We start from the raw sequence: 21699 nt of genomic DNA on the forward strand, positions 1-21699 counted from the left end.
AGCTTTGGCAAGCTCAACGCCAGCCAAATGTGGGAGCGGGCTTGCTCGCGAAGAGGGTGTATCAATCAACATTTCCGTTGCATGACACACCGCATTCGCGAGCAAGCCCGCTCCCACAGGGATTGTACAGGCCTCAGGGAAATAGCTCTGACGCCAGACTCGCCGCCGACAACTCATCGGTAAACGCCAACAACAACGGCGCCAGTTCATGCAGCCGCGCCCCCGGCATTCGCGCACTCGGCCCGGCGATGCTGAGCACGCCGATCACCCGTCCATCACCGGGATGTCGCACCACCGCGGCAATCGCCGAGGTACCCACCGCCGAACTTTCCTCGACACAGGCATAGCCCTGCTCCCGTGCCAGGCGCAACCGTTCAAGCAATTCAATGTTGGACCTGGGGGCATTCGGGCCCAGCTCCAATGGCCGGTCCGCCGCCTGGCGCTCCACCAGCGACAAGGCTTCGGCATCGCTCATGCAAGCCAGCCAGGCATGACCGGAGGCGGTGTAGAACAGCGGCGCATCCCGCCCCATGTCCGGGTCGTAACGCAGACCGGAACGAGCCCCCTGCGACTTGGCGATCCAGGTCTGGCGCTCGCCTTCGATGACCCCCAGGCGCACCAGTTCGCCGGTTTCCTGAGCCAGCCGGTCGAGCACCGGTTGCACGATATCCGCACCGCTGCTCGACAGATAACGGAAACCCATCGCCACCAGCCGCGTCGACAGGTGATAACGCAAGTTCTCCGGATTCTGGCGCACATAGCCGAGCCGGATCAGCTCAGCCAGCAAGCGGTGGGTGGCACTCTTGGGGATGTCCAATTGCTCTGCCAGCACCTGCATCGGCAGGCCGCGAGGGTCGCTGGTGAGGCTTTCAAGCACACTGAAAACACGTTCGATCTGACTGCCGGCCATGGGGGTATCCACGCAAAATTTGCTCGATTCTAGAAGACAACCTGAGGAATGCGAAATCTGGAACTGACTGTCCGATAACCGCCCGCTTTACTCAGCATCGACTTGCCGGCTCTCTGCAGCCCTCATATATTTTCTGGAACCAGATTCCACAATAATAAACAGCGGAGTTCAATCAATGCCTGCCCAACCCCTTCCCGACATCGATTGCGATGTGCTGATCGTCGGCTCCGGTGCGGCCGGACTGGCAACGGCCGTGACGGCGGCATGGCATGGCCTGAAGGTGATAGTGGTGGAAAAAGACCCGGTATTGGGCGGTGCCACCGCCTGGTCCGGCGGCTGGGCCTGGGTACCGTGCAACCCCCTGGCCCGACGAGCCGGTATCGTCGAGGACGTTGAACTGCCACGCACTTACTTGAAACACGAACTGGGCGACCGGTATGACCCGGCAATGATCGATGCCTTCCTCGAGGCCGCTCCGCGCATGGTGGCGTTCTTCGAACAACACACCTCGCTGCAATTTGCCGACGGCAATGCGATCGCCGACATTCATGGCGACACGCCCGGCGCCGGCACCGGTGGGCGTTCGGTGATCGCCGCGCCCTACGACGCGCGCAACGTCGGCAAGCTGCTCAAGCGCCTGCGCAAAACCATGCGCGAAACAGCCTTCATGGGCATGCCGATCATGGCGGGGGCAGACCTCACCGCGTTTCTCAACCTGACCCGCTCGTTGTCGGCGGCCTGGCACGTTACCCGGCGTTTCACTCGCCATCTGTTCGACCTCGCCGTGCATGGCCGGGCGATGCAGCTGGTCAACGGCGTGGCGCTGGTGGCGCGCCTGGCGAAATCCGCTGATGATCTTAGCGTGTTGCTATGGGAGTCGGCACCGGTCACCGAGTTGCTGCACGAGAACAATCAGGTAAAGGGCGCGGTCGTTCGCACCGGCAAAGGTTCGATCCGCATCAAGGCACGCAGGGCGGTGGTGCTCGCGGCCGGCGGTTTCGCCAATGACATCGAACGGCGTAAGGCCTTGTTCCCCCGCACACCGACCGGACACGAACACCTGGCACTGCCGCCCCTCGGCGTGTCCGGCGATGGCCTGCGACTGGGCGAGAGCGTCGGCGCCCGGGTCGACACCAACCAGGCATCGCCTGTGGCCTGGGCACCGGTGTCACGCGTGCCCTATCGCGATGGCAGCAGCGGCCACTTTCCGCACATCATCGAACGCGGCAAGCCGGGGATCATCGGCGTGCTGAGCAATGGCCAGCGCTTCGTCAACGAAGCCAACGGCTACTACGACTATGTGACGGCCATGGTCGCCAGCGCCCCGCCCGGCGAAGAAGTGGCGTCCTGGCTGATCTGCAGCCATGGCTTCCAGCGACGTTATGGCCTGGGTATTTCCCGGCCGTTTCCGGTACCGCTATCGTCCTTTATCCGCAGCGGTTATCTGAAAACCGGCAACACCCTGGAAGAATTGGCCCAAGCCTGCGGCATCGACCCGATCGGCTTGTGCACCACCGTGTCGGACTACAACCGGCACGCCCAAAACGGCCAGGACCCACAGTTCGGCCGCGGATCAACGCCCTACAACCGCAAACAGGGGGATGCGCGCCAACAGCCCAACCCCTGCGTCGCACCCATCGAACAAGGTCCGTTCTATGCCGTGAAAGTCGAACCGGGCTGTTTCGGCACCTTTGCCGGACTCAAGGTCAATCAACACGCCCAGGTCCTCGACGACTCGGGGCAGGCCATCAGCGGCCTGTATGCGGCGGGAGCCGACATGGCCAGCATCATGGGCGGCCACTACCCTGCCGGCGGCATCAACCTGGGGCCGGCGCTGACATTCGGCTACATCGCCGCACGCCATATCGCCGGCATCAGCGCTTATGAAAAGGAGATCGACCATGCAACACATCGTTAACGCACAGGGCTTGAACATGCCCAAGCTCGGCCTCGGCACCTGGCCAATGCTCGGTGAAGAATGCACCCGGGCCGTGGAACAGGCCCTGGCACTGGGTTATCGCCACGTCGATACCGCTGCGGCCTACAACAATGAGGACGCTGTCGGTCAGGCACTGGTGAATAGCCCCACACCCCGTGAACAGATCCACGTCACCAGCAAAGTCTGGTGGGACCAGCTGCAACCCGATGCCATGCGCCATTCCATGGACCGCAGCCTCAAGGCTCTGCACAGCGATTACATTGACCTCTTCATGATCCACTGGCCCAGCACCGATTGGGACTTGCCGCGCACGATCGAAACCCTGGTGTCCTTCAAGGAACAGGGGTTGGCGCGCAACATCGGCGTGGCGAATTTCCCGCTGCCCCTGCTGCGCAAAGTGGTCGAGGAACTGGGCGCACCGCTGTCAGCCATTCAGGTGGAATACCACGTGCTGCTCGGACAAAACGCACTGCTGGACTACGCCCGTCAAAATGACCTGGCACTGACAGCTTATTCGCCGCTGGCACGCAACAAGGTCTCGGATGTTCCGGCTATCCAGCAAATTGCTGCCAGACACGGAGTACTGCCGACCCAGGTCGCACTCAAGTGGCTGCTGGATCAACCGAACGTGGCCGCCATCCCCAAGGCCAGCAGCAAGGCCAACCAAATAGCCAACCTGGAAGCGTTCGCAGTCAACCTGGATGATCAGGATCGTGCGCTGATTGCCGGCTTGTCCAAGCGTGAGAGGCAAGTCAGTCCGGACTTTGCGCCCGTGTGGGACGCGTTCGATCGATAACCGCGAAAAGGCCACTTTTGATGTGCGACACCCGTCGCAATGACTGTGGCTTACCAAACCTTACACATTTCACCCACACGCCTTGGCCAGTGCGGTTATTCATAGACCCGGCGCTACACGCCCCACCCATCTATGAGAGACCGCCAACATGCTATGGAACAAGGCAAGACGCAGCAAAAACGTGAACGACACTCGCCAGGGCAAGGATGCCCGCACACTTACAGGGACAACACTGGCTGCCGGACTGGCCGCCGTCGCCCTGGCCGGCGCAGGACTCTATTCGACACTGGACACGCCAGCGGACGTCATTGCGCCCGCGCCCTCGTACACCCTGAACCACCCCCTCCCTCAACCATCGGTCGAGCCTGAAGAAGATCTGCAGCTGATGTTTGTCCAGTCGGTGCTGGGCGATACCGAAGACACCTGGCAACAACTGTTTGCGCAAATGGGCCGAGACTACCCGCTACCCACCTTGACGCTGTTCGAAAACGGCGTGGTCTCCGGCTGTGGTTTCGCCAGCTCCAGCAGTGGCCCGTTCTATTGCCCGAGCAATCAACAGGTGTATCTCGACCTCGGCTTTTTCAACAAACTGGAGCAGCAGTTTGCAGTGGTCGGTGACTTCGCGCGGGCTTATATCATCGCGCACGAAATCGGGCATCACGTGCAGCTTGAACTGGGACTGTCCGAACCTTTCGAAAAAGCCTTGCTCGAACAACAACCGGTCAGCGGCGATGGCGGACTGGAGGTCCGTGCGGAGTTGCAGGCCGATTGCCTGGCCGGAGTCTGGGCGCACCATGCGCAACAGCGCCTGGACTGGATGGAGCCGGGTGATATCGAAGCCGCCCTGCATGCTGCGGCAGTGTTCGGTGACGACCAACTGCAAGCTTCGCGAAATGCCAAGGTTCGACCGGAGACATTCAGCCACGGTACTTCCCGCCAGCGCGTGAACTGGTTCAAGACAGGATTTGCCTCGGGCCTGCCAGAGACCTGTGACACCTTCACTGCCGATGTCCTGTGATACCCGCCCGTCAATGAAGCCCCTAATGTCGCCGCCTGATAGAACCGCTGCCGCTCCGGGCTGTCTGACGACCGGACTGGCGCCGCTCCTACTCTGCAGCAACACTCATCCCACGGTTCTTTACCCGCAACATCAGAGGATTCCCACATGCTATGGAAAAAAGGCCGACGCAGCGACAACGTGGTCGATGCCCGTGGCGATGATGTCGGCGGCGGTGGCGGCGGGATGCGTTTTGGTGGCGGCAAGGGCCTGAGCCTGACGGCGATCCTGCTGATCGTCGGCATCGGCTGGATCACCGGCCAGGACCCGCTGCAGATCCTCGGACAATTGACCGGGCAGATGAGTGAACAATCGGCGCCGACCACGTCACAGACGCGCAAGGCGCCACCGGCCAATGACGAAGGGGCCGAGTTCGTCCGCTCGATCCTCGGTGATACCGAGGACACCTGGCGGCAGATTTTCCAGCAGGCGGATCGGCAGTACAAGGACCCGACCCTGGTGCTGTTCAGCAACCGGGTCAATTCGGCCTGCGGGCTGGCAACCTCGGCGACCGGCCCCTTCTATTGCCCCGCAGACCAGAAGGTCTATCTGGACATGGGCTTCTTCCAGGAGATGTCCCAACGCTTTGCGGCCGCGGGCGATTTCGCCCAGGCCTACGTGATCGCTCACGAAGTCGGACACCATGTTCAAACCTTGCTCGGCGTTTCGGCGAAGATGCAGGTCGCCCGCCAGCAAGGCCGACAGATGGAAGGCGATGGCGGCTTGCTGGTGCGCCAGGAGCTGCAAGCGGACTGCCTGGCCGGGGTCTGGGCCAACAACGCGCAGAAGCGCCTGAACTGGCTGGAGCCGGGCGACATTGAAGAAGCATTGAACGCGGCGAACGCCATTGGCGACGATCGCTTGCAGCAACAGGGTCAGGGCCGCGTGGTGCCGGACTCGTTTACCCATGGTACGTCAGCGCAACGGGTGCGCTGGTTCAAAACCGGATTCGCCCAGGGCCAGGTTGGCCAGTGCGATACCTTTGCGGCGAAAAATCTGTAGATGAAGAAGTGGTGGTTAGTCGTACTGTTCACATGCGCAACGTCCCAGGCCGCCGAGCACGCGGTCAAGGAACTCAGCCCCGGGCGCCTGCTGTTGAAATCCGGTGAAATCGCGGTGGGCATCAGCCGTGCCCCGGCAAAAATCGAGCGGGTATTGATCATCGTCCATGGTCGCTTGCGCAATGCGCAAACCTATCTGCAGAGTGGTACGCGCGCGGCCGAACTGGCCGGGCAAAGCGCTACGACCCTGGTGATCGCCCCACAGTTTCTCAATGAAACCGACGTTGCGCAGCATCCAGTGGCGGACACCGTCCTGCGCTGGCAGGGCAATGAGTGGATGGCTGGCGGTGAATCCACCGCACCCTTTCGCCTGAGTTCCTACGACGCGCTGGACGAAATCATCGCTCGCCTGGGTGATCGTCAGCAGTTTCCGGATTTGAAGCACATCGTCATTGCCGGTCACTCGGGAGGCGCTCAGGTGGTTCAGCGCTACGCCCTGCTGGGTCACGACAAGTCGGCCCTGGAAGCCGCCGGTGTGCAGCTGCGCTATGTCGTCGCCAACCCCTCTTCCTACACCTATTTCGATGAGCGTCGGCCAGTGGCCTTCAATCATGCAGGCTGTCCGCAATTCAACCGCTGGAAGTACGGGCTGACGGATATACCTGCCTACGCAGAAGGACAAACTGCCGCCCTGCTGCAGGAAAAGTACCTCAAGCGCAACATCGTTTATCTGCTGGGGCAGCAGGACGTCGATCCCAATCATCCAGCCTTGGACAAAAGCTGTGAGGCAAAAGCCCAGGGTCCGAATCGATTGGCCCGCGGGCGCTACTACTTCAATTATCTGAAGCGCCTGCAACCCCAGGGGTTGCAACAGCAACTGATTGAAGTGCCCGGGGTCGGGCATAACGGGGACGGAATGTTTACATCACCGCAAGGACAACAGGCGTTGTTCCCGTAACCGAAAATCCCCTGTAGGGCTGCCGCAGGCTGCGATCTTTTGCTCTCAACAAATCAAGCCAAGAGCATCTGCCGCAAGGCGACACAATCCGCCGCATGCCAATCGGTCAGCTCAGGCCACGGATTATCCGGCAGGTTGACCAACACCGTCCGCGCTCCTGCCGCGCGACCGCAATCAAGGTCAAACCGGTAATCACCGACCATCACCATCTCGCTGGCCGACACCTTCCAGGCTTCGGCCAGCTTCAGCAATCCACCAGGATGGGGCTTGGGTGGCGCTTCATCGCGGCCCAGCACATCCTCCACGGCAAAGCAGTCAGCCAGGCCGATAGCCTCCAGCGTGACATGCGCGAGTTCGCGAGCATTGCGCGTGAGGATCCCCAGGCGATACCCGCGGCCAGCCAATTCACGCACCAGCTCCACCGCCCCCGGTGCCGGTTTCGAGCCCAGCGCCAGATCGCGTTCGTGCTCGAGCAGCCAGGCGTGTTTGGCGCTGGCTTCTTCGGCGGGCAGTGCCGCCAGATGCGTGAGGATGTCGTCTTCAGGCGGGATCGCCAACGCTACGCGAATCGCCGCGAAATCATGCACCGCCACCGTCAGGGTGCCGTCCATGTCGAACACCCAATGGCGCACCTCGGCCAGGCTCATGCCCAATCCTTGCGATGGCGAATCAGGCCTTCCTGAGTGACCGAAGCCACCAGTTGCCCGGCGCGGTTGAACACGCTGCCACGGGTGAAGCCGCGGGAATTGCCGGCCCACGGGCTGTCCATCGCATACAGCAACCAGTCATCGGCGCGCAGGTCGGCGTGGAACCACAGCGCGTGATCGAGGCTGGCAACCTGCATGTCCTTGTGCCAGACCGATTTGCCGTGGGGCAGCATCGAGGTGGTCAGCAGACCGAAGTCCGAAGCGTAGGCCAGCAGATACTTGTGCAAGGCCGGGGAGTCGGCCATGGCGCCGTCGGCGCGAAACCAGACGTATTTGACCGGATCGCTGGCTTTCGGGTTGTAGGGATCTTCCTCGGTGACGGGCCGGAATTCGATCGGTTTCGGGCACAGCAATTTTTCACGCATGTGCTCGGGAATCAGGTGAGCGCGCTGCTGGGTCAGTTCCAGTTCCGATGGCAGGTTTTCCGGCCCGACCACTTGCGGCATTTCGGTCTGGTGCTGGAACCCTTCTTCGTCGTACTGGAACGAGGCGCTGCAAGTGAAGATCGGCTGGCCCTTCTGGATCGCCGTCACCCGCCGCGTGCTGAAACTGCCACCGTCCCGCACCCGGTCAACGGAATACACCACCGGCAACTTGGCATCGCCCGGACGCAGGAAATAGCCATGCATCGAATGCACATGACGCGCCTCCTCAACGGTCTGACTGGCCGCCGACAGCGACTGGCCGAGCACCTGGCCGCCGAACAGCTGACGAAAGCCCAGGTCCTGGCTGCGGCCACGGAACAGGTTTTCTTCGATCGGTTCCAGGCTCAGCAGGTCGACCAGATCATCCAACACTTGGCTCATTCAGACTCTCCTCACACAACGCAAATGCCGCGCAGTCCTGGCTGCGTCGGTCGATTCAATTTCTGGCCGGTGCCAACATGGGGGCCATTGTAAACGTCCGTGGCAGGTTATCCATGCAAGGTTTGCAGCCATTGTTCACGGCTGATGCGGTACAGCACGTGGCGACGCAGGGGATGATCGAGGGCCAGCCTGGGATGATCGAAGTCATCGGCCGGATCGTGATGCATGCCGATCGCCTGCATGACTTTCTGCGACGGCAGGTTGCTGACCGCGGTAAAGGACACGACCTCGTTCAACACCAGGCGATCAAAGCCGCAGCGCAGAGCGGTCCATGCCGCTTCGCTGGCATACCCCAGGCCCCAGTGCTCGCGCGCCAGGCGCCAGCCGATTTCAATGGCGGGAGTGAAAGGCGCGTCGAAACCAACCACGCCCAGACCGGTAAAACCGATGAACTGTCCGGTGTCCTTGCGCTCCAGCGCCCAGAGGCCAAAGCCATGCTCGGCAAAATGCTCGCGAACCCTGTCAATCATCGATGCACTTTCAGATCGGCTCAAGGGCGCCGGAAAATAACGCATGACTTGTGGATCGGCGCACATCGCGGCAAATTCCGCCAAGTCGCCATCATGCCACTGCCGCAACAGCAATCGCGCGCTCGCCAGTTCCAGTATCGGCTCCATCGTCCCCCTCCCCCAATTCCATGCTGCCAGTCTACAACGCTGGTAGGATCCTTCACTCATTCCGAAACGAAATCATCATGCCGCTGCCGCTGATCTACCACGAAGACTACAGTCCCGAGTTCCCGGCGGATCACCGCTTCCCCATGGACAAGTTTCGCCTGCTGCGCGATCACCTGGTGGACAGCGGCCTGACTCGCGACGCCGACCTGCTGCGCCCACAGTTGTGCCCGCCGCAGATTCTCGCGCTCGCCCATGACCCTTCGTATATCGAGCGCTACATGAGCGGCGATTTGTCCCGCGAGGACCAGCGACGCCTCGGCCTGCCGTGGAGCGAAGCCCTGGCCCGGCGCACGGTGCGGGCGGTGGGCGGTTCGCTGCTGGCGGCGGAGCAGGCGCTGGAGCATGGCCTGGCCTGCCACCTGGCAGGCGGCACGCACCATGCGCATTACGATTTCCCCGCCGGTTTCTGCATCTTCAATGACCTGGCGGTGATCAGCCATTTCCTGCTGGAGAGTGGTCGGGTGAACAGGGTGCTGATCTTCGACTGCGATGTGCATCAGGGCGACGGGACTGCACGTATCCTGCACAACACGCCGGAAGCCGTGACCGTTTCCCTGCACTGCGAGAAGAACTTTCCTGCACGCAAAGCCGAAAGTGACTGGGACATCCCGCTCCCCAACGGCATGGGCGATGCCGATTACCTGAAGGTGGTGGACGATGCGCTCAACTACCTCTTGCCCCTCTATCAGCCGGACCTGGTGCTGTACGACGCGGGTGTCGATGTGCACAAGGACGACGCGCTCGGTTACCTGAAGCTGACAGACGAAGGCGTCGCCGCCCGCGATGAAGCCGTCATGCGCCATTGCCTGGGTCGGGACATTCCCGTTGTCGGCGTGATTGGCGGCGGCTACAGCAAGGACCGCCAGGCCCTCGCCCGCCGTCACGGCATCCTCCATCACAGCGCCCAACGGGTCTGGCAGTCATCAGGCTGTCACTGAGTTGTGGATGCTTTACCCACAATGCCTGTGGAACTGCCTGTGGATAACCTGAGTGAAAGGGACTGCAGCCCATGCCACCTGCAGGCTACAGAGAAGTGATTATTTTTTAACCAGCCACTGAATAGACCTCTGAACCCTGTAGGAGCGAGCTTGCTCGCGATGGACTCAAGGGCACCGCATAAATTCAGGATGAGCGCGTCATCGTTAACGTCCATCGCGAGCAAGCTCGCTCCTACAGGGGATGGGGCTGCTAGAATGCCCGCCCTCTTCCGCAGAACCGCAGCGCACGCCATGACCCAGCACTCCGCCTCCTCCCCTTCATCTGTCGCCATCATCGGCGGCGGCCCCGCCGGTCTGATGGCGGCTGAAGTCTTGAGCCAGGCCGGGATTAAAGTCGACCTGTACGACGGCATGCCTTCAGTGGGGCGAAAATTCCTCCTGGCCGGCGTTGGCGGCATGAACATCACCCACTCCGAGGCCTACCCGGCGTTCCTTTCGCGTTACGCCGAACGGGCACCGCAGATTGCTCCGCTGTTGCGCGCCTTCGGTGCCGATGCGTTATGCCAGTGGATACATGGCCTGGGCATCGACACCTTTGTCGGCAGTTCCGGGCGGGTCTTTCCCACCGACATGAAGGCCGCGCCCCTGCTGCGCGCCTGGCTCAAGCGCCTGCGCGACAGTGGCGTGGTTATCCACACCCGCCATCGATGGCTCGGCTGGAATGCCGATGGCAGCCTGAAAGTGTCGAGCCCCGAAGGTGAAAAAACCTTAACGCCTGATGCAACGTTGCTGGCCCTCGGCGGCGGCAGTTGGTCACGCCTGGGTTCGGACGGCGCATGGATGCTGCCACTGGAGCAACAGGGTGTAGGACTCGCCCCACTGCAACCGAGTAATTGCGGTTTCGAGGTGCAGGCCTGGAGCGATTTGATGATCAGCAAATTCGCCGGCGCACCGCTGAAAAACATTGCCATCGGCCTCAACGACGACGTGCCGAGGCTCGGTGAATGTGTGATTACCGCCATGGGGATTGAAGGCAGCTTGATCTACGCCTTGTCGGCACCGATCCGTGAAGCCATCAACCAGTACGGTTCGGCGACCGTTCATCTCGATCTTCTGCCCGGACGACCTGTGGATAAAGTCCAGGCTGCCTTGAGCAAGCCACGGGGATCACGCTCGATGGCCAAGCATCTGCATAGCCAGTTGGGTATCGATGGGGTGAAAGCGGCACTGTTGCGAGAGCTGACATCTGCCGACACCTTTACCGACATGGCATTGCTGGCCAAGGCGATCAAGGCGTTGCCGATGACACTGGTGAAAACCCGACCGCTGGATGAGGCCATCAGCAGTGCCGGCGGTGTGTTGTTCGAGGCGATGGATGAGCGGTTGATGCTCAAGCAAATGCCTGGGGTGTTTTGCGCCGGGGAAATGCTCGATTGGGAAGCGCCAACGGGTGGCTATCTGCTGACCGCGTGTTTCGCCAGTGGGCGTGCAGCGGGGTTGGGGATGGTGGAGTGGTTACAGCGCAAGGGCTGAAGACCGCGGCGCCGCCATCGCCAGCAGGCTAGCTCCCACATTGATCTTCTGTGAACACAATATTTGTGTACGACACAGGTCCACTGTGGGAGCCAGCCTGCTGGCGATGACGGCCTAACAGACGCCGCCGCTAATCAAGGTTTGCGCTTACGCGGCCCAGTGTTGAACACCGGCACTTTGCGCACAGGCTTTATCGAAGGCTCCGCCGGCGCAACCTCTCCGCTGTCCACCCACTTGCCCAGATTGCGCTTGCCGCCACCACCCGAAGCCTTGGGCTTCTTCGGTTTCTTCGGCTTCTTGACCACCTGGCCGCTGGCATCGGTGTCCGGCACGCGATGCTCAGGCTCGAAGTCCGGCTCGTTCTGACGCTTGAGCGTCTGGCGGGTCAACATCTCGATGGCCGACAGCAGATTCACTTCATCGGCGCACACCAGGGAAATCGCCTCGCCGGTCGCCCCCGCGCGCCCGGTACGACCGATGCGGTGGATGTAATCCTCGGCCACGATCGGCAAGTCGAAGTTGACCACCAGTGGCAAGTCTTCAATATCCAGGCCCCGGGCCGCGACGTCGGTGGCAACGAGGATCTGCACTTCGCTGAGCTTGAAGCGGTCCAGCGCGCGCTGACGGGTCGCCTGGGGCTTGTCACCGTGAATGCCGTCGGCGTTGATGCCCAGGCCCTGGAGTTTTTCCACCAGCGCGTCCACGCCGTTGCGGGTCTTGGCGAACACCAGCACCTGCTTCCACTTGCCCTTGCGCATCAGGTGCACGAACAGCTCCGGCTTGCGCTTCTTGTCCACCGTCACGATCCACTGCTTGACCGTATTGGCGGCGACGTTGCGCGGGCTGACTTCGATGCTCAGCGGATCATTGAGCATTTGCCCGGCCAGCAGGCGGATGTCGTCAGAGAAGGTGGCGGAGAACAGCAGGGTCTGGCGCTTCTTCGGCAACGCCTTGTAGATATTCGCCAGTTCCTCGGAGAAACCCAGGTCGAGCATGCGATCGGCTTCGTCCAGCACCAGGGTTTGCAGCTGATTGAACTTCAGTGCGTTCTGGCGGAACAGGTCGAGCAGACGGCCCGGGGTCGCCACCAGCAGGTCGACGCCGCTACGCAGCTTCATCATTTGCGGGTTGATACTGACGCCGCCATACACCGCGTAGGTGCGCAGCGGCAGGTTCTCGGCATATTGGCGCACCGCTTCGTGAACCTGCTCGGCCAGCTCCCGGGTCGGCACCAGAATCAGCGCACGCACCGAGTTGGCGGCGACTTTCGGCCCTTCCATCGCCAGCAACTGCAGAAGCGGCAAGGCGAAACCGGCGGTCTTGCCGGTGCCGGTCTGGGCGGCGGCCATCAGGTCGCGACCGGCCAGCACCGCCGGTATGGCTTGCGCCTGAACCGGCGTCGGAGTCTGGTAGCCGAGCGTCTCAAGGGAGCGCAGCAAGGGTTCGATCAGGCCAAGGGTGGCGAAAGTCATGGGAGTACCGTAGGAAAATTCAGCGCGATTGTGCAGAAGGAGTGTGCAATGCCGCGCAGTTTACCCTAATTCACACGGGATTCTGTCGGCACTGCCTTGACCACTGGCCGTTCCGGTGTGCGGCGCCATTGCGGCAGGCCAATCAGCACCACGGCACTGATGATCACCAACATGGCCAGCGCTTCCTCGATGCCGATGGTTTCGCCGACAAACACGATCCCCAGCAACACGGCCACCGCCGGGTTGACGTAGGCATAACTGGTGGCCGCCGCCGGACGCACATGCTTGAGCAAATACATGTAGGCATTGAAGGCAATGATCGAACCGAACACGGTCAGGTACGCCAGCGCCGCCCAGCCCTCGATGGGCGGCATCTGCTCCAGGTGTTCACCGCTCACGGCGCTACCGATCAGCAACACCACGCCGCCCACCAGCATTTCCACGGCGCTGGCCATGGCGCCTTGAGGCAACGGCAAGTGTTTGCTCCACACCGAGCCGAACGCCCAGGTGGCCGCGGCAAAGATCAGCAACGCCGCACCCAGCGGACTCGATTGCAGGTTGGAGCCCAGGTTGAGCATGGCAATGCCGATCATGCCGAGCGCAATCCCGGCCCATTCGAGACGGGTATTACGCGCGCCCCAGAAATATCCACAGAGCAAGGTGAACAGCGGCACCGTCGCCACGGCCAGCGCGGCGACACCGGACGCCACGCCCGTGTGTTCAGCCAGGCTAACCCCGCCGTTACCGCAAGCCAGCAGCAACACACCGATGATCCCGGCGGCTTTCCATTGCGCCCAGGTCGGGGCCGGCGCTCCGCGCCAGCGCAGGAAGGCATACATCAGCGTCCCGGCGATCACGAAGCGAATCCCCGCCAACAGCAACGGCGGCCAGTACTCCACTCCGATGCGGATCACCAGGTAGGTCGAGCCCCAAATCACGTACAACGCGAAAAAGGCAGCGATTAACGGCAAGGGAAAACGACGTAGACCAGGCATGGGGGGCAGCTCACAGGCAGGACAAGTGAACAGCTATTTTAGAAAGGCTGACACGGGAAAATAAGTTACAAAACCTGTTTAAAGCATCAGTACACTTTTCAAAACACGGAGTTCAGCGCTATAAACCGTGTTTTCGAAAGTCCGTTATTTTCAGGAGTTCGACCGTGGACAAATATGACCGCATGCTGCTCAGCGCCCTGCTGGAAAATGGTCGCGCGTCATATGCCGACCTGGCGCGCAAGGTCAACCTCTCCGCCCCGGCCGTGGCCGAACGCGTGGCCAAACTCGAATCCAGCGGCGTGATCACCGGTTACCAAGCCAAAGTCGACATGGCCAAGCTCGGGCTGCCGATCCAGTGCGTGATCGAATTGCGCCTGAACCAGCATGGCAATCAGAAGGCCTACGACGACCTGATCAAGATCCCGCAGCTGACTGAATGCCACCGGGTGACGGGAGATCCGTGCGTGATCATGCAGGCGGCGGTGGCTTCGATGCCGGAGCTGGAAGAGTTGATCAACCGGATTGCCACGTTTGGTTTCAGCAAGACGTCGATTGTGCTGTCGAGTGCCATCGAAAAGCGTGTGCCGTTGGGGCATATCGAGGGCAACGGTAAACAAGGCTGACATCAACCCATTTCAATGTGGGAGCCAGCCTGCTGGCGATTGCGGTGGATCAGCCAACCAAGAGGTTGAATGACACCCCGTAATCGCCAGCAGGCTGGCTCCCACAAGGGTTACTTGCAGGACTCGGGATCAGCGATAGCGCTTGAGATGCTCACCCACTTTCGCTGCCGGCACTTTCTGCAACTTGCATAGCAAGTCATGGGACAGCTCACTCAACCCGTGCTTTTGCCGCAACTCCCCGGCCAGGTGCGTCAGCAGGTTGGCCGCCATCTCGGCATCGGCCATGGCCCGGTGAGCCTTGCCGGTGTGGGGCAGGTTGGCGAAGGTGGTGAGGGTGCCGAGTTTGTGGTTCGGTGCCGCAGGCATCAGGCGACGCGCCAGCAGGAGCGAGCAGGCAAAGTTCTGCAAGCGCGTGCGTTTGATTCGCCCCAGCTCGAAGTCCCAGAACTTCTGGTCGAATGCCGCGTTGTGCGCCAGCAGTGGCGTGGTGCCGACAAACTCGTTGACCTCGTTCATCACCTGCTCCGCCGCAGGCGCAGTGCGCAACATGGCATTGCTGATACCGGTCAGTTGTTCGATGAAGCCCGGGACGCGGACGCCGGCGTTCATCAGGCTCTGGTAACGCTCGACGATGCGCCCTTGCTCGAGGATCACCACGGCAATTTCCGTGGCCCGGCAGCTGCTGCTCGGAGAGATCCCGGTGGTTTCAAAGTCGATGACTGCTATGCGTTCCAAACCTGTTTCAACTCCGTAAAAATCAATTCTTGAGCAGCAACGCGCCTTCGATCGGCACATAGCGGCTGGCGGCGCGGATCAGCGAGTTGGCCGTGAGGCCCGGCACCCCGTAGGCCACCGCTTGCACCCCGTGTTTGCTGATGATGCGCTCCAGCAGCATGTCGAAATCACCGTCGCCAGAGGCCAGCACCACTTCATCGACATGGTCGGCCGCGTCCATGATGTCGAGGGTGATGCCCACGTCCCAGTCGCCCTTGGCCGAGCCGTCGCTGCGCTGGATATAGGGCTTGAGCTTCACGGTGAAACCGAGGTTGCGCAGGATCTGCTGGAACTGCTGCTGCTTGCTGTCGCCACGATCGATCGCGTAGGCGTAGGCCTCGACGATCTCGCCCTGCTTGCTGATGTCAGCCCACAACGCGGCATAGTTGAAGTGGCAACCATAAGCCTGGCGCACGGTGTAGTAGAGGTTCTGGACATCGGCGAACACTGCGATTTTTTTCACCGGACACCTCATTAACGCGCAGGCAGGATCAGGCACCAGGCCCGAAAAGTCGCCCAGTATGCCAGCCAAGAGGTGAGTTTCGCGAATAATCGGCCCGGAGCGCCGCAGCGCCCCGGACGAATGGCGAATCAGACGAAGGAGTCGTCGTCACCGCCGAAGAACGATGAGCTGTCATCGCTGTAGTCGGCGTCGGCAAAACCGCCCTGGTCGTTGCCGTAGGTATCATTGCCGGCCATGCGCTGGTCATCGCCCCAGCCAGTGTTGCCCTGGTCGTTGACCTGGGCCGGTTCTTCCTTGATGACTTCGACGACTTCCTGCGCTGGCTGGTTGTGGTGGAACAGGCTGCTGATACCTTGTGCCAGCATCACGCCACCCGCCACACCAGCCGCTGTTTTCAGCGCACCGCCGAGAAAGCCGCTGCCCGCCGCTGCTGGGGCCTGTTGCTGGGGTGCATAGCCCTGCTGTGGAGAGGCACCGAAGTTCTGCTGCTGAGGCTGTGCGTTGAACGACGGCCGTGCCGGCTCACGCCAGCCGCCACCACTGGTTGCCGCCGGTTGCGCAGGCGCAGGCTGCGGATCACGGCTGCCGCCACCAAAGATGCTCGACAAAAAGCCACCGCTGCTCGGCGCCGGAGCGGATGTTTGCGCCTTGGCCTGTTGCAGTTCGGCCTGCAATTGCTGGATTTGCGCCGTCAGTTGTTTGTTCTGTCCGTCGAGGCTCTTGATCGCCGCCTCTTGCACCAGGATCGCCTGGGTCATGAAATAACCTGCCGCCGGTTGGCGCACCAGGTGTTCCTTGATCCGCGCCTCGGCCTGGGCGTCGCGCGGGGCTGAGTCCGTCTCGGCCTGTTGCAGCCGGGAAAACAGTCCATCGATCAGGGTTTGTTCTTCGCTGTTCATGGCGACCTCGTAGATTGCCGGGAAAATCGTTGCCTTCACCCACAAAGGATAAGGTGCCCGACCTTAATGGAGGCTGAAACAAGTTGTTTCAATGACCTTTACCGAACGTTTACGTTTGCGCCCTCCCGCGCTTCATCGGTTAAAGTGGGCCACTGCTTTCAACCAGCGATACCAACTGATGAATCCGTTCGATGTACTGCGTGACTCCTTGTATTTCTTCAAACGCAATCTGCGCCAGATCGTGCAGCTGTGCCTGCCGTTGGTGATCATCGAGGCCCTGTTGCAACAAGTGGTCGACCGCTCCACCGAGCCGGACAGTTTTCCGGGCATCAGTGTGATCGTCGGCTTGCTGGTCTATCCGCTGTACACCGCCGCCCTGATCCTGTTCCTCGACGCCCGCAGCCGTGGCGAATCGCCAAGCAATCGCGAGCTGCTGTCGAGGTCCGCTTATCTGTGGCCGCGTTTCGCCCTGCTGACCGCCCTGAACACCCTGCTGATCCTGCTCGGCCTGTCGCTGTACTTCCTGCCGGGCATCTGGCTGATGGTGACCCTGGCCTTCGGCGAGTACCTGCTGGTGCTGCGCGGCCTGGCGCCCTTGCAGGCCATGAAGGAAAGCCTGCGCCTGACCCGCGGCCATTTCATGCGCATCCTGGTGTGCATCCTGTGTGTGATGGGGCCCTTGTGGCTGCTCAAGGGCGCCACATTGGCAGCGTACCCCGAGCCGCAGAACCCGGTGATCTCGCTGCTGATCGACAGCGCCCACAGCTTCCTGCAGCTGTTCACCAGCGTGGTGCTGTTCCGCCTGTTCATGCTGATCAGCGAGGTGCCGGAAAAAATCGATGGGCCACGTTGACCGTGGGCGACCGCCCGTCAGTCGGGTATGCTCGGGGTCAACTTCCGTAACGCGATAAGCCGAGCCATGACCCGACTGCTGCGCTACACCTTGCTGGGATTGTTGATCGTCATCGGCTTGACCGGCGTGGCGGTCTACAGCCTGACCTGGCGCCCCGAGGCCAGGGAAACAGCGCCAGTCAGCTGCACCCAGGCGCCCACCCTCGCACCAACCCTGGCACCGGGCCAGGCACTGAAGGTCATGACCTGGAACGTCCAGTACCTGGCGGGCAAGCGTTACGTGTTCTGGAATGACCTGGCCGCCGGCACCGACGATTCCCCCACGCCGGAAGACATGGCCTTCAGCCTCGATGAAGTGGCGCGCGTGATTCGTGACGAGCAACCGGACGTCGTGCTGCTGCAGGAACTCGATGACGGCGCCAAGGCCAGCGACTACCAGAACCAGCTCAAACTGTTGCAGGAGCGGCTCGCCGACCTGTACCCCTGCAGTGCCCAGGCCTTCGACTGGAAGGCTGACTTCGTGCCCAACCCGCATATTTTCGGTAGCGTCGGCCGGCAGTTGGCGACCCTGAGCCGCTATCAGATCGAGCACGCCGAGCGCCTGCAATTGCCGATCACTTCGGCCAATCCGATCAGCCGCCAGTTCCAACCGAAAAACGCCTTGCTGGTGACGTACCTGCCCTTGAGCGACGGTGGCCAGCTCGCGGTCCTCAACACCCATCTGGACCGTGCGAGCCAACCTGACGAGACGCTGCAGGCACAGGTCGCGGCCGTGGCCAAGGTCCTCGACAAGTTCGAAAGCCGCGGCACGCCCTGGCTGATCGGTGGCGACTTCAACCTGCTGCCGCTGGGGCAATACCAGCGCCTGCCCGGCGAACAGCGCACCCCCTACTCCGCCGACAGCGCCCTGCATCTGTTGTGGGACAAGTACCCGATGATCCCCACCAACAACGAATCCGGCGGGATCGACCGCGCGCGCTGGCTGACCCATTACCCGAACGATGCCGGGTTGAACGGCCCGGACCGGACCGTCGACTATCTGTTCTACAGCCCGCGGATCAAACGGGTCGAGGCGATGGTCCGGCAGGACGACACCCTGCGCATCTCCGATCACCTGCCGGTGATTGCGCGGTTCCTGCTGCCCGCCGCGCCGTAGCTTGCCGCGTCATTGCTTGCGCGGCTTGATCCGTGCCGTGGCTTCGGCCACCAGCGGGTCGTCCGGCCAGTAATGTTTCGGGTAGCGTCCCTTCAAGTCTTTTTTCACCTCGGCGTAGGTGCTGCGCCAGAAGTTCGCGAGGTCCTGGGTCACCTGCACCGGCCGCCGCGCCGGGGACAGCAAATGCAGCTTGACCACTTGCCGGCCACCGGCGATGCGCGGGGTTTCGGCCAGGCCGAACAATTCCTGCAAGCGCACCGCCAGGATCGGCGTCTGCTCGCTGTAGTCCAGGCGAATCGATGACCCCGATGGCACACTCAAGTGGTGTGGCGCCAACTCGTCCAGCCGTTGAGGCAGTGGCCATGGCAACAGGTTGTGAACGATGCTCGAGAGGTCGAGATTGGCGAAATGACTGAGCCGCGAGACTTTGCCCAGATACGGCATCAACCAGTGCTCAAGGTTGTTCAGCAGCGCAGCGTCGCTGACATCCGGCCATTCGCTTTCACCCTTGCTGCCCAGGTCCAGCTGGCGCAACAACGCCACCCGTGCCTGCCACTGGCGCAACTCCGGGGTCCACGGCAACAGCTCCAGGCCTTTGCGCCGCACCAGATTCACCAATGCCTGGCTGCGGGCGCTTTCATCGAGGCCGGTGAGCGGTTCGCGGCTGAGAATGAGCTCACCGACCTTGCGTTGGCGCTCGGCCCGCAGCACGCCTTCGCGCTCATCCCAGTCCAGTTGATCGACGCAACGCACCTGTTCGGCCAGTACCGAGTCGAACAACGCCGGATCGAAATCCGCCGCCAGATAGATCCGCTCTTCACGCTGGCCCTGGCGGCTGCCGAGATCGGCGATCACCAGCCACGGCTGCTTCATCAGGCTGTCGGCTTCGGCAAACAGCGCCGCACGACCGTTGGCCAGGCGATACTCGGCACCGCCGGCACGGCGTTGCTGGGCGACGCGGTCGGGATAGGCCAAGGCCAGTAACGCCCCGAGCCAGCGCGGATGGTCGAGGTCGCTGACCGGCTCCGACGCCTTGCCGCGCAGATAACCGCGATACTGCCGCGCCAGTTGCCGGGCGCGTTGTACGCCACCCTGGGTACCCCGGGAGGCGCGCTGTTCGCCGGACAGCAAGGCCAAGCGGCTGTGCAAATCGGCGCCAGCGCCACGCAAGATATCGCGTTCGCCGAGCAATGCCGCGACATCGCACGCCATGTCGGCCAGGCCGAGCGCCTGTCCTCGCAACAACAAGTGCGCGATGCGCGGGTGCGCCGGCAGTTCGGCCATGGCCTGACCGTGACGGGTCAGCGCTTCGCCATCCAACGCGCCCAGACGAACCAGCAAGTCCTGAGCCTGTGCATAAGCGGCGGTCGGTGGCACATCAAGCCAAACCAGCTGCCCCGGCGTCACGCCCCAACGCGCCAGCTGCAGCGCCAGCCCGGCGAGATCCGCCGAGAGTATTTCCGCACTGCCATAAGCCGCCAATTGTTCGTGCTGATCCTGGGACCACAAGCGGTAGCACACCCCCGGTTCCAGTCGCCCTGCCCGGCCCGCACGCTGGGTCGCGCTGGCCTTGGAAATACGCTGGGTGTCGAGGCGGGTCATGCCGCTGCCGGGGTCGAAACGCGGGACCCGCGCCAACCCTGCATCGATCACTACGCGTACGCCGTCGATGGTCAGGCTGGTCTCGGCGATGTTGGTGGCCAGCACCACTTTGCGTTGGCCCGGCGGCGCCGGATCGATCGCCGCCCGTTGCGCGGCGAGGTCCAGTTCTCCATGCAACGGGCAGAGCAGGACCTGAGGGTTATCGCCCAGCGCATCGGCCAGTTGTTGATGCACGCGCCGGATCTCGGCCTGCCCCGGCAGGAACACCAGCACGCTGCCGCTTTCATCGTTCAAGGCTTCGAGGATGGTCTGCACCAGCCGTGGTTCGATGAATTCACCGGCCTGGAACGGCCGACCCCAGCGCATCGCCACCGGGTACATGCGGCCTTCGCTGCGCAGGATCGGCGCGTCGTCCAGCAACCCGGCCAGCCGCTCGCCTTCCAGGGTGGCCGACATCAAGAGGATTTTGAGCGGCTGATCGTCGCGGAACAGTTCGCGGCCATTGAGGCTCAGGGCCAGCGCCAGATCGGCGTCGAGGCTGCGCTCGTGGAACTCGTCGAAGATCAAAAGGCCCACGCCCTCCAGCGCCGGATCGTCCTGCAGACGCCGGGTGAGAATGCCTTCGGTGACCACTTCGATGCGGGTGTTGGGGCCGACCTTGCTGTCGAGCCGAATGCGATAACCCACGGTTTCGCCGACCTTCTCGCCCAGTTCACTGGCCAGGCGCTCCGCCGCTGCCCGCGCGGCCAGACGGCGCGGTTCGAGCATCAGGACGGTCTGCCCGGCCAGCCAAGGCTCGTTGAGCAAGGCCAGGGGCACACGGGTGGTCTTACCGGCGCCGGGCGGTGCTTCGAGCACGGCTTCGTGGCGTGTCGCCAGGGCTTCACGCAGGGCGGGTAAAACTTCATCAATCGGCAAAGAAATCATGCTGGCTCCCAAACAGAGGCGCGAGTATAACGGCGAACTGCCCAGTGTTCGTTGCGGTCCTAATTCATATCGACGACGCTTCGTTTTGAGATTACCCAGGAGATTTCATATGCGTGTTCCCTTTCGCCTGATCGGCGGCGTTCTGGTCGCGACCCTGCTGACCCAACTGACTGCCTGCGGTTCGATCTTCTATCCGGATCGTCGTGGCCAGATCGATGGCAAGATCGACCCGGCCATTGCCGTGCTCGATGCCGTGGGCCTGCTGTTCTACATCATCCCCGGCCTGATCGCGTTTGCCGTGGACTTCGCCACGGGTGCGATCTACTTCGAACCGGGCAAGACGGCCCAGGTCGATCCGGAAAAACTCAAGGACGCCATTGGCGCGGACGGCAAGGTCGATAACCTCAAGTTGCAGTCTATTCTGCAGCGTGAACTGGGCCGCAGCTTGCCGCTGGACGATCCACGCCTGATCCAGTCCAAGGGCAGCGCCCAGCAACTGGCCATGTTCGGCCTGCAACCCGCCGCGTAATCGGGGCACGACAAGGAACATCCGC

21 protein-coding genes are annotated in these 21699 nt (G+C 62.2%); 11 read left to right on the plus strand and 10 right to left on the minus strand.

Going from position 1 to position 21699, the window contains the following annotated elements; genetic code table 11:
* Nucleotides 1-133: 133 nt before the first annotated feature.
* Complete coding sequence (locus SOP95_RS22120; protein ID WP_323608315.1) at nt 134-910, minus strand: IclR family transcriptional regulator; 777 nt, start codon at nt 908-910, stop codon at nt 134-136.
* A 175-nt stretch (nt 911-1085) separates the two neighbouring features.
* Between SOP95_RS22120 and SOP95_RS22125 the strand changes: the two genes are divergently transcribed.
* The 5 genes from SOP95_RS22125 to SOP95_RS22145 all read left to right on the plus strand — a co-directional run bounded on the left by SOP95_RS22125 (nt 1086) and on the right by SOP95_RS22145 (nt 6661).
* Entirely contained in the window at nt 1086-2828 is a 1743-nt protein-coding gene (locus SOP95_RS22125) for an FAD-dependent oxidoreductase (RefSeq protein ID WP_323608316.1), read from the plus strand.
* Nucleotides 2812-3645 carry an aldo/keto reductase gene (locus SOP95_RS22130; protein WP_323608317.1) on the plus strand — a complete coding sequence of 278 codons (834 nt, stop codon included), beginning with the start codon at nt 2812-2814 and terminating at the stop codon, nt 3643-3645. Before SOP95_RS22125 ends, SOP95_RS22130 begins: the two co-directional genes overlap by 17 nt.
* 148 nt (nt 3646-3793) lie before the next feature.
* Entirely contained in the window at nt 3794-4663 is an 870-nt protein-coding gene (gene ypfJ / locus SOP95_RS22135) for a KPN_02809 family neutral zinc metallopeptidase (protein ID WP_323608318.1), read from the plus strand.
* A gap of 147 nt (nt 4664-4810) precedes the next feature.
* Nucleotides 4811-5704, plus strand: coding sequence for a KPN_02809 family neutral zinc metallopeptidase (ypfJ, locus tag SOP95_RS22140; RefSeq protein ID WP_274074493.1), 894 nt, complete (start codon nt 4811-4813; stop codon nt 5702-5704).
* Nucleotides 5705-6661 carry an alpha/beta hydrolase gene (locus SOP95_RS22145; RefSeq protein ID WP_323608319.1) on the plus strand — a complete coding sequence of 319 codons (957 nt, stop codon included), beginning with the start codon at nt 5705-5707 and terminating at the stop codon, nt 6659-6661. It begins immediately after the preceding gene.
* 53 nt (nt 6662-6714) lie between these two features.
* Here the strand turns inward: SOP95_RS22145 and SOP95_RS22150 are convergent, their stop codons facing one another.
* The 3 genes from SOP95_RS22150 to SOP95_RS22160 all read right to left on the minus strand — a co-directional run bounded on the left by SOP95_RS22150 (nt 6715) and on the right by SOP95_RS22160 (nt 8851).
* Nucleotides 6715-7308: an HAD family hydrolase gene (locus tag SOP95_RS22150; protein ID WP_274074491.1), complete on the minus strand. Its 594-nt coding sequence runs from the start codon at nt 7306-7308 to the stop codon at nt 6715-6717.
* On the minus strand, nt 7305-8174 hold the full coding sequence (tesB, locus tag SOP95_RS22155; RefSeq protein WP_323608320.1) for an acyl-CoA thioesterase II: 870 nt from the start codon (nt 8172-8174) through the stop codon (nt 7305-7307). Before tesB ends, SOP95_RS22150 begins: the two co-directional genes overlap by 4 nt.
* A gap of 107 nt (nt 8175-8281) precedes the next feature.
* Nucleotides 8282-8851, minus strand: coding sequence for a GNAT family N-acetyltransferase (locus tag SOP95_RS22160; protein ID WP_323608321.1), 570 nt, complete (start codon nt 8849-8851; stop codon nt 8282-8284).
* 77 nt (nt 8852-8928) lie between these two features.
* Between SOP95_RS22160 and SOP95_RS22165 the strand changes: the two genes are divergently transcribed.
* Nucleotides 8929-9849 carry a histone deacetylase family protein gene (locus tag SOP95_RS22165; protein ID WP_323608322.1) on the plus strand — a complete coding sequence of 307 codons (921 nt, stop codon included), beginning with the start codon at nt 8929-8931 and terminating at the stop codon, nt 9847-9849.
* Nucleotides 9850-10140: 291 nt separating this feature from the next.
* On the plus strand, nt 10141-11382 hold the full coding sequence (locus tag SOP95_RS22170) for a TIGR03862 family flavoprotein (protein WP_323608323.1): 1242 nt from the start codon (nt 10141-10143) through the stop codon (nt 11380-11382).
* A 134-nt stretch (nt 11383-11516) separates the two neighbouring features.
* On the opposite strand, the gene SOP95_RS22175 is transcribed toward SOP95_RS22170, so the two are convergent.
* Together SOP95_RS22175 and yedA are read right to left on the minus strand one after the other, a co-directional pair.
* Nucleotides 11517-12854, minus strand: coding sequence for a DEAD/DEAH box helicase (locus SOP95_RS22175; protein WP_274074486.1), 1338 nt, complete (start codon nt 12852-12854; stop codon nt 11517-11519).
* A gap of 65 nt (nt 12855-12919) precedes the next feature.
* Complete coding sequence (gene yedA, locus SOP95_RS22180; RefSeq protein ID WP_323608324.1) at nt 12920-13849, minus strand: drug/metabolite exporter YedA; 930 nt, start codon at nt 13847-13849, stop codon at nt 12920-12922.
* 164 nt (nt 13850-14013) lie between these two features.
* Here yedA and SOP95_RS22185 point away from each other — a divergent pair, with 164 nt between their 5' ends.
* Nucleotides 14014-14472 carry an Lrp/AsnC family transcriptional regulator gene (locus tag SOP95_RS22185; RefSeq protein ID WP_323608325.1) on the plus strand — a complete coding sequence of 153 codons (459 nt, stop codon included), beginning with the start codon at nt 14014-14016 and terminating at the stop codon, nt 14470-14472.
* Between the two features lie 129 nt (nt 14473-14601).
* Here SOP95_RS22185 and SOP95_RS22190 read toward each other — a convergent pair whose 3' ends face one another.
* The 3 genes from SOP95_RS22190 to SOP95_RS22200 form a co-directional block, all read right to left on the minus strand.
* Nucleotides 14602-15207 carry a 3'-5' exonuclease gene (locus tag SOP95_RS22190; RefSeq protein WP_323608326.1) on the minus strand — a complete coding sequence of 202 codons (606 nt, stop codon included), beginning with the start codon at nt 15205-15207 and terminating at the stop codon, nt 14602-14604.
* 22 nt (nt 15208-15229) lie between these two features.
* Nucleotides 15230-15709, minus strand: a complete 480-nt coding sequence (locus SOP95_RS22195) for a LabA-like NYN domain-containing protein (RefSeq protein WP_007946629.1) — start codon at nt 15707-15709, stop codon at nt 15230-15232.
* Between the two features lie 128 nt (nt 15710-15837).
* Nucleotides 15838-16608 (minus strand): DUF2076 domain-containing protein, encoded by a 771-nt coding sequence (locus tag SOP95_RS22200; protein WP_323608327.1) that lies wholly within the window; start codon nt 16606-16608, stop codon nt 15838-15840.
* 178 nt (nt 16609-16786) lie between these two features.
* Between SOP95_RS22200 and SOP95_RS22205 the strand changes: the two genes are divergently transcribed.
* Nucleotides 16787-17461: a YciC family protein gene (locus SOP95_RS22205; RefSeq protein ID WP_274074481.1), complete on the plus strand. Its 675-nt coding sequence runs from the start codon at nt 16787-16789 to the stop codon at nt 17459-17461.
* Between the two features lie 66 nt (nt 17462-17527).
* Nucleotides 17528-18616: an endonuclease/exonuclease/phosphatase family protein gene (locus tag SOP95_RS22210; RefSeq protein ID WP_323608328.1), complete on the plus strand. Its 1089-nt coding sequence runs from the start codon at nt 17528-17530 to the stop codon at nt 18614-18616.
* Nucleotides 18617-18625: 9 nt separating this feature from the next.
* On the opposite strand, the gene hrpB is transcribed toward SOP95_RS22210, so the two are convergent.
* Complete coding sequence (gene hrpB, locus SOP95_RS22215) at nt 18626-21145, minus strand: ATP-dependent helicase HrpB (protein WP_323608329.1); 2520 nt, start codon at nt 21143-21145, stop codon at nt 18626-18628.
* A gap of 109 nt (nt 21146-21254) precedes the next feature.
* Between hrpB and SOP95_RS22220 the strand changes: the two genes are divergently transcribed.
* Nucleotides 21255-21674 carry a polyribonucleotide nucleotidyltransferase gene (locus tag SOP95_RS22220; RefSeq protein WP_274074478.1) on the plus strand — a complete coding sequence of 140 codons (420 nt, stop codon included), beginning with the start codon at nt 21255-21257 and terminating at the stop codon, nt 21672-21674.
* Nucleotides 21675-21699 lie beyond the last annotated feature (25 nt).

This window comes from Pseudomonas sp. YuFO8, from assembly GCF_035065025.1.
Taxonomy (GTDB): Bacteria; Pseudomonadota; Gammaproteobacteria; order Pseudomonadales; family Pseudomonadaceae; genus Aquipseudomonas; species Aquipseudomonas putida_AE.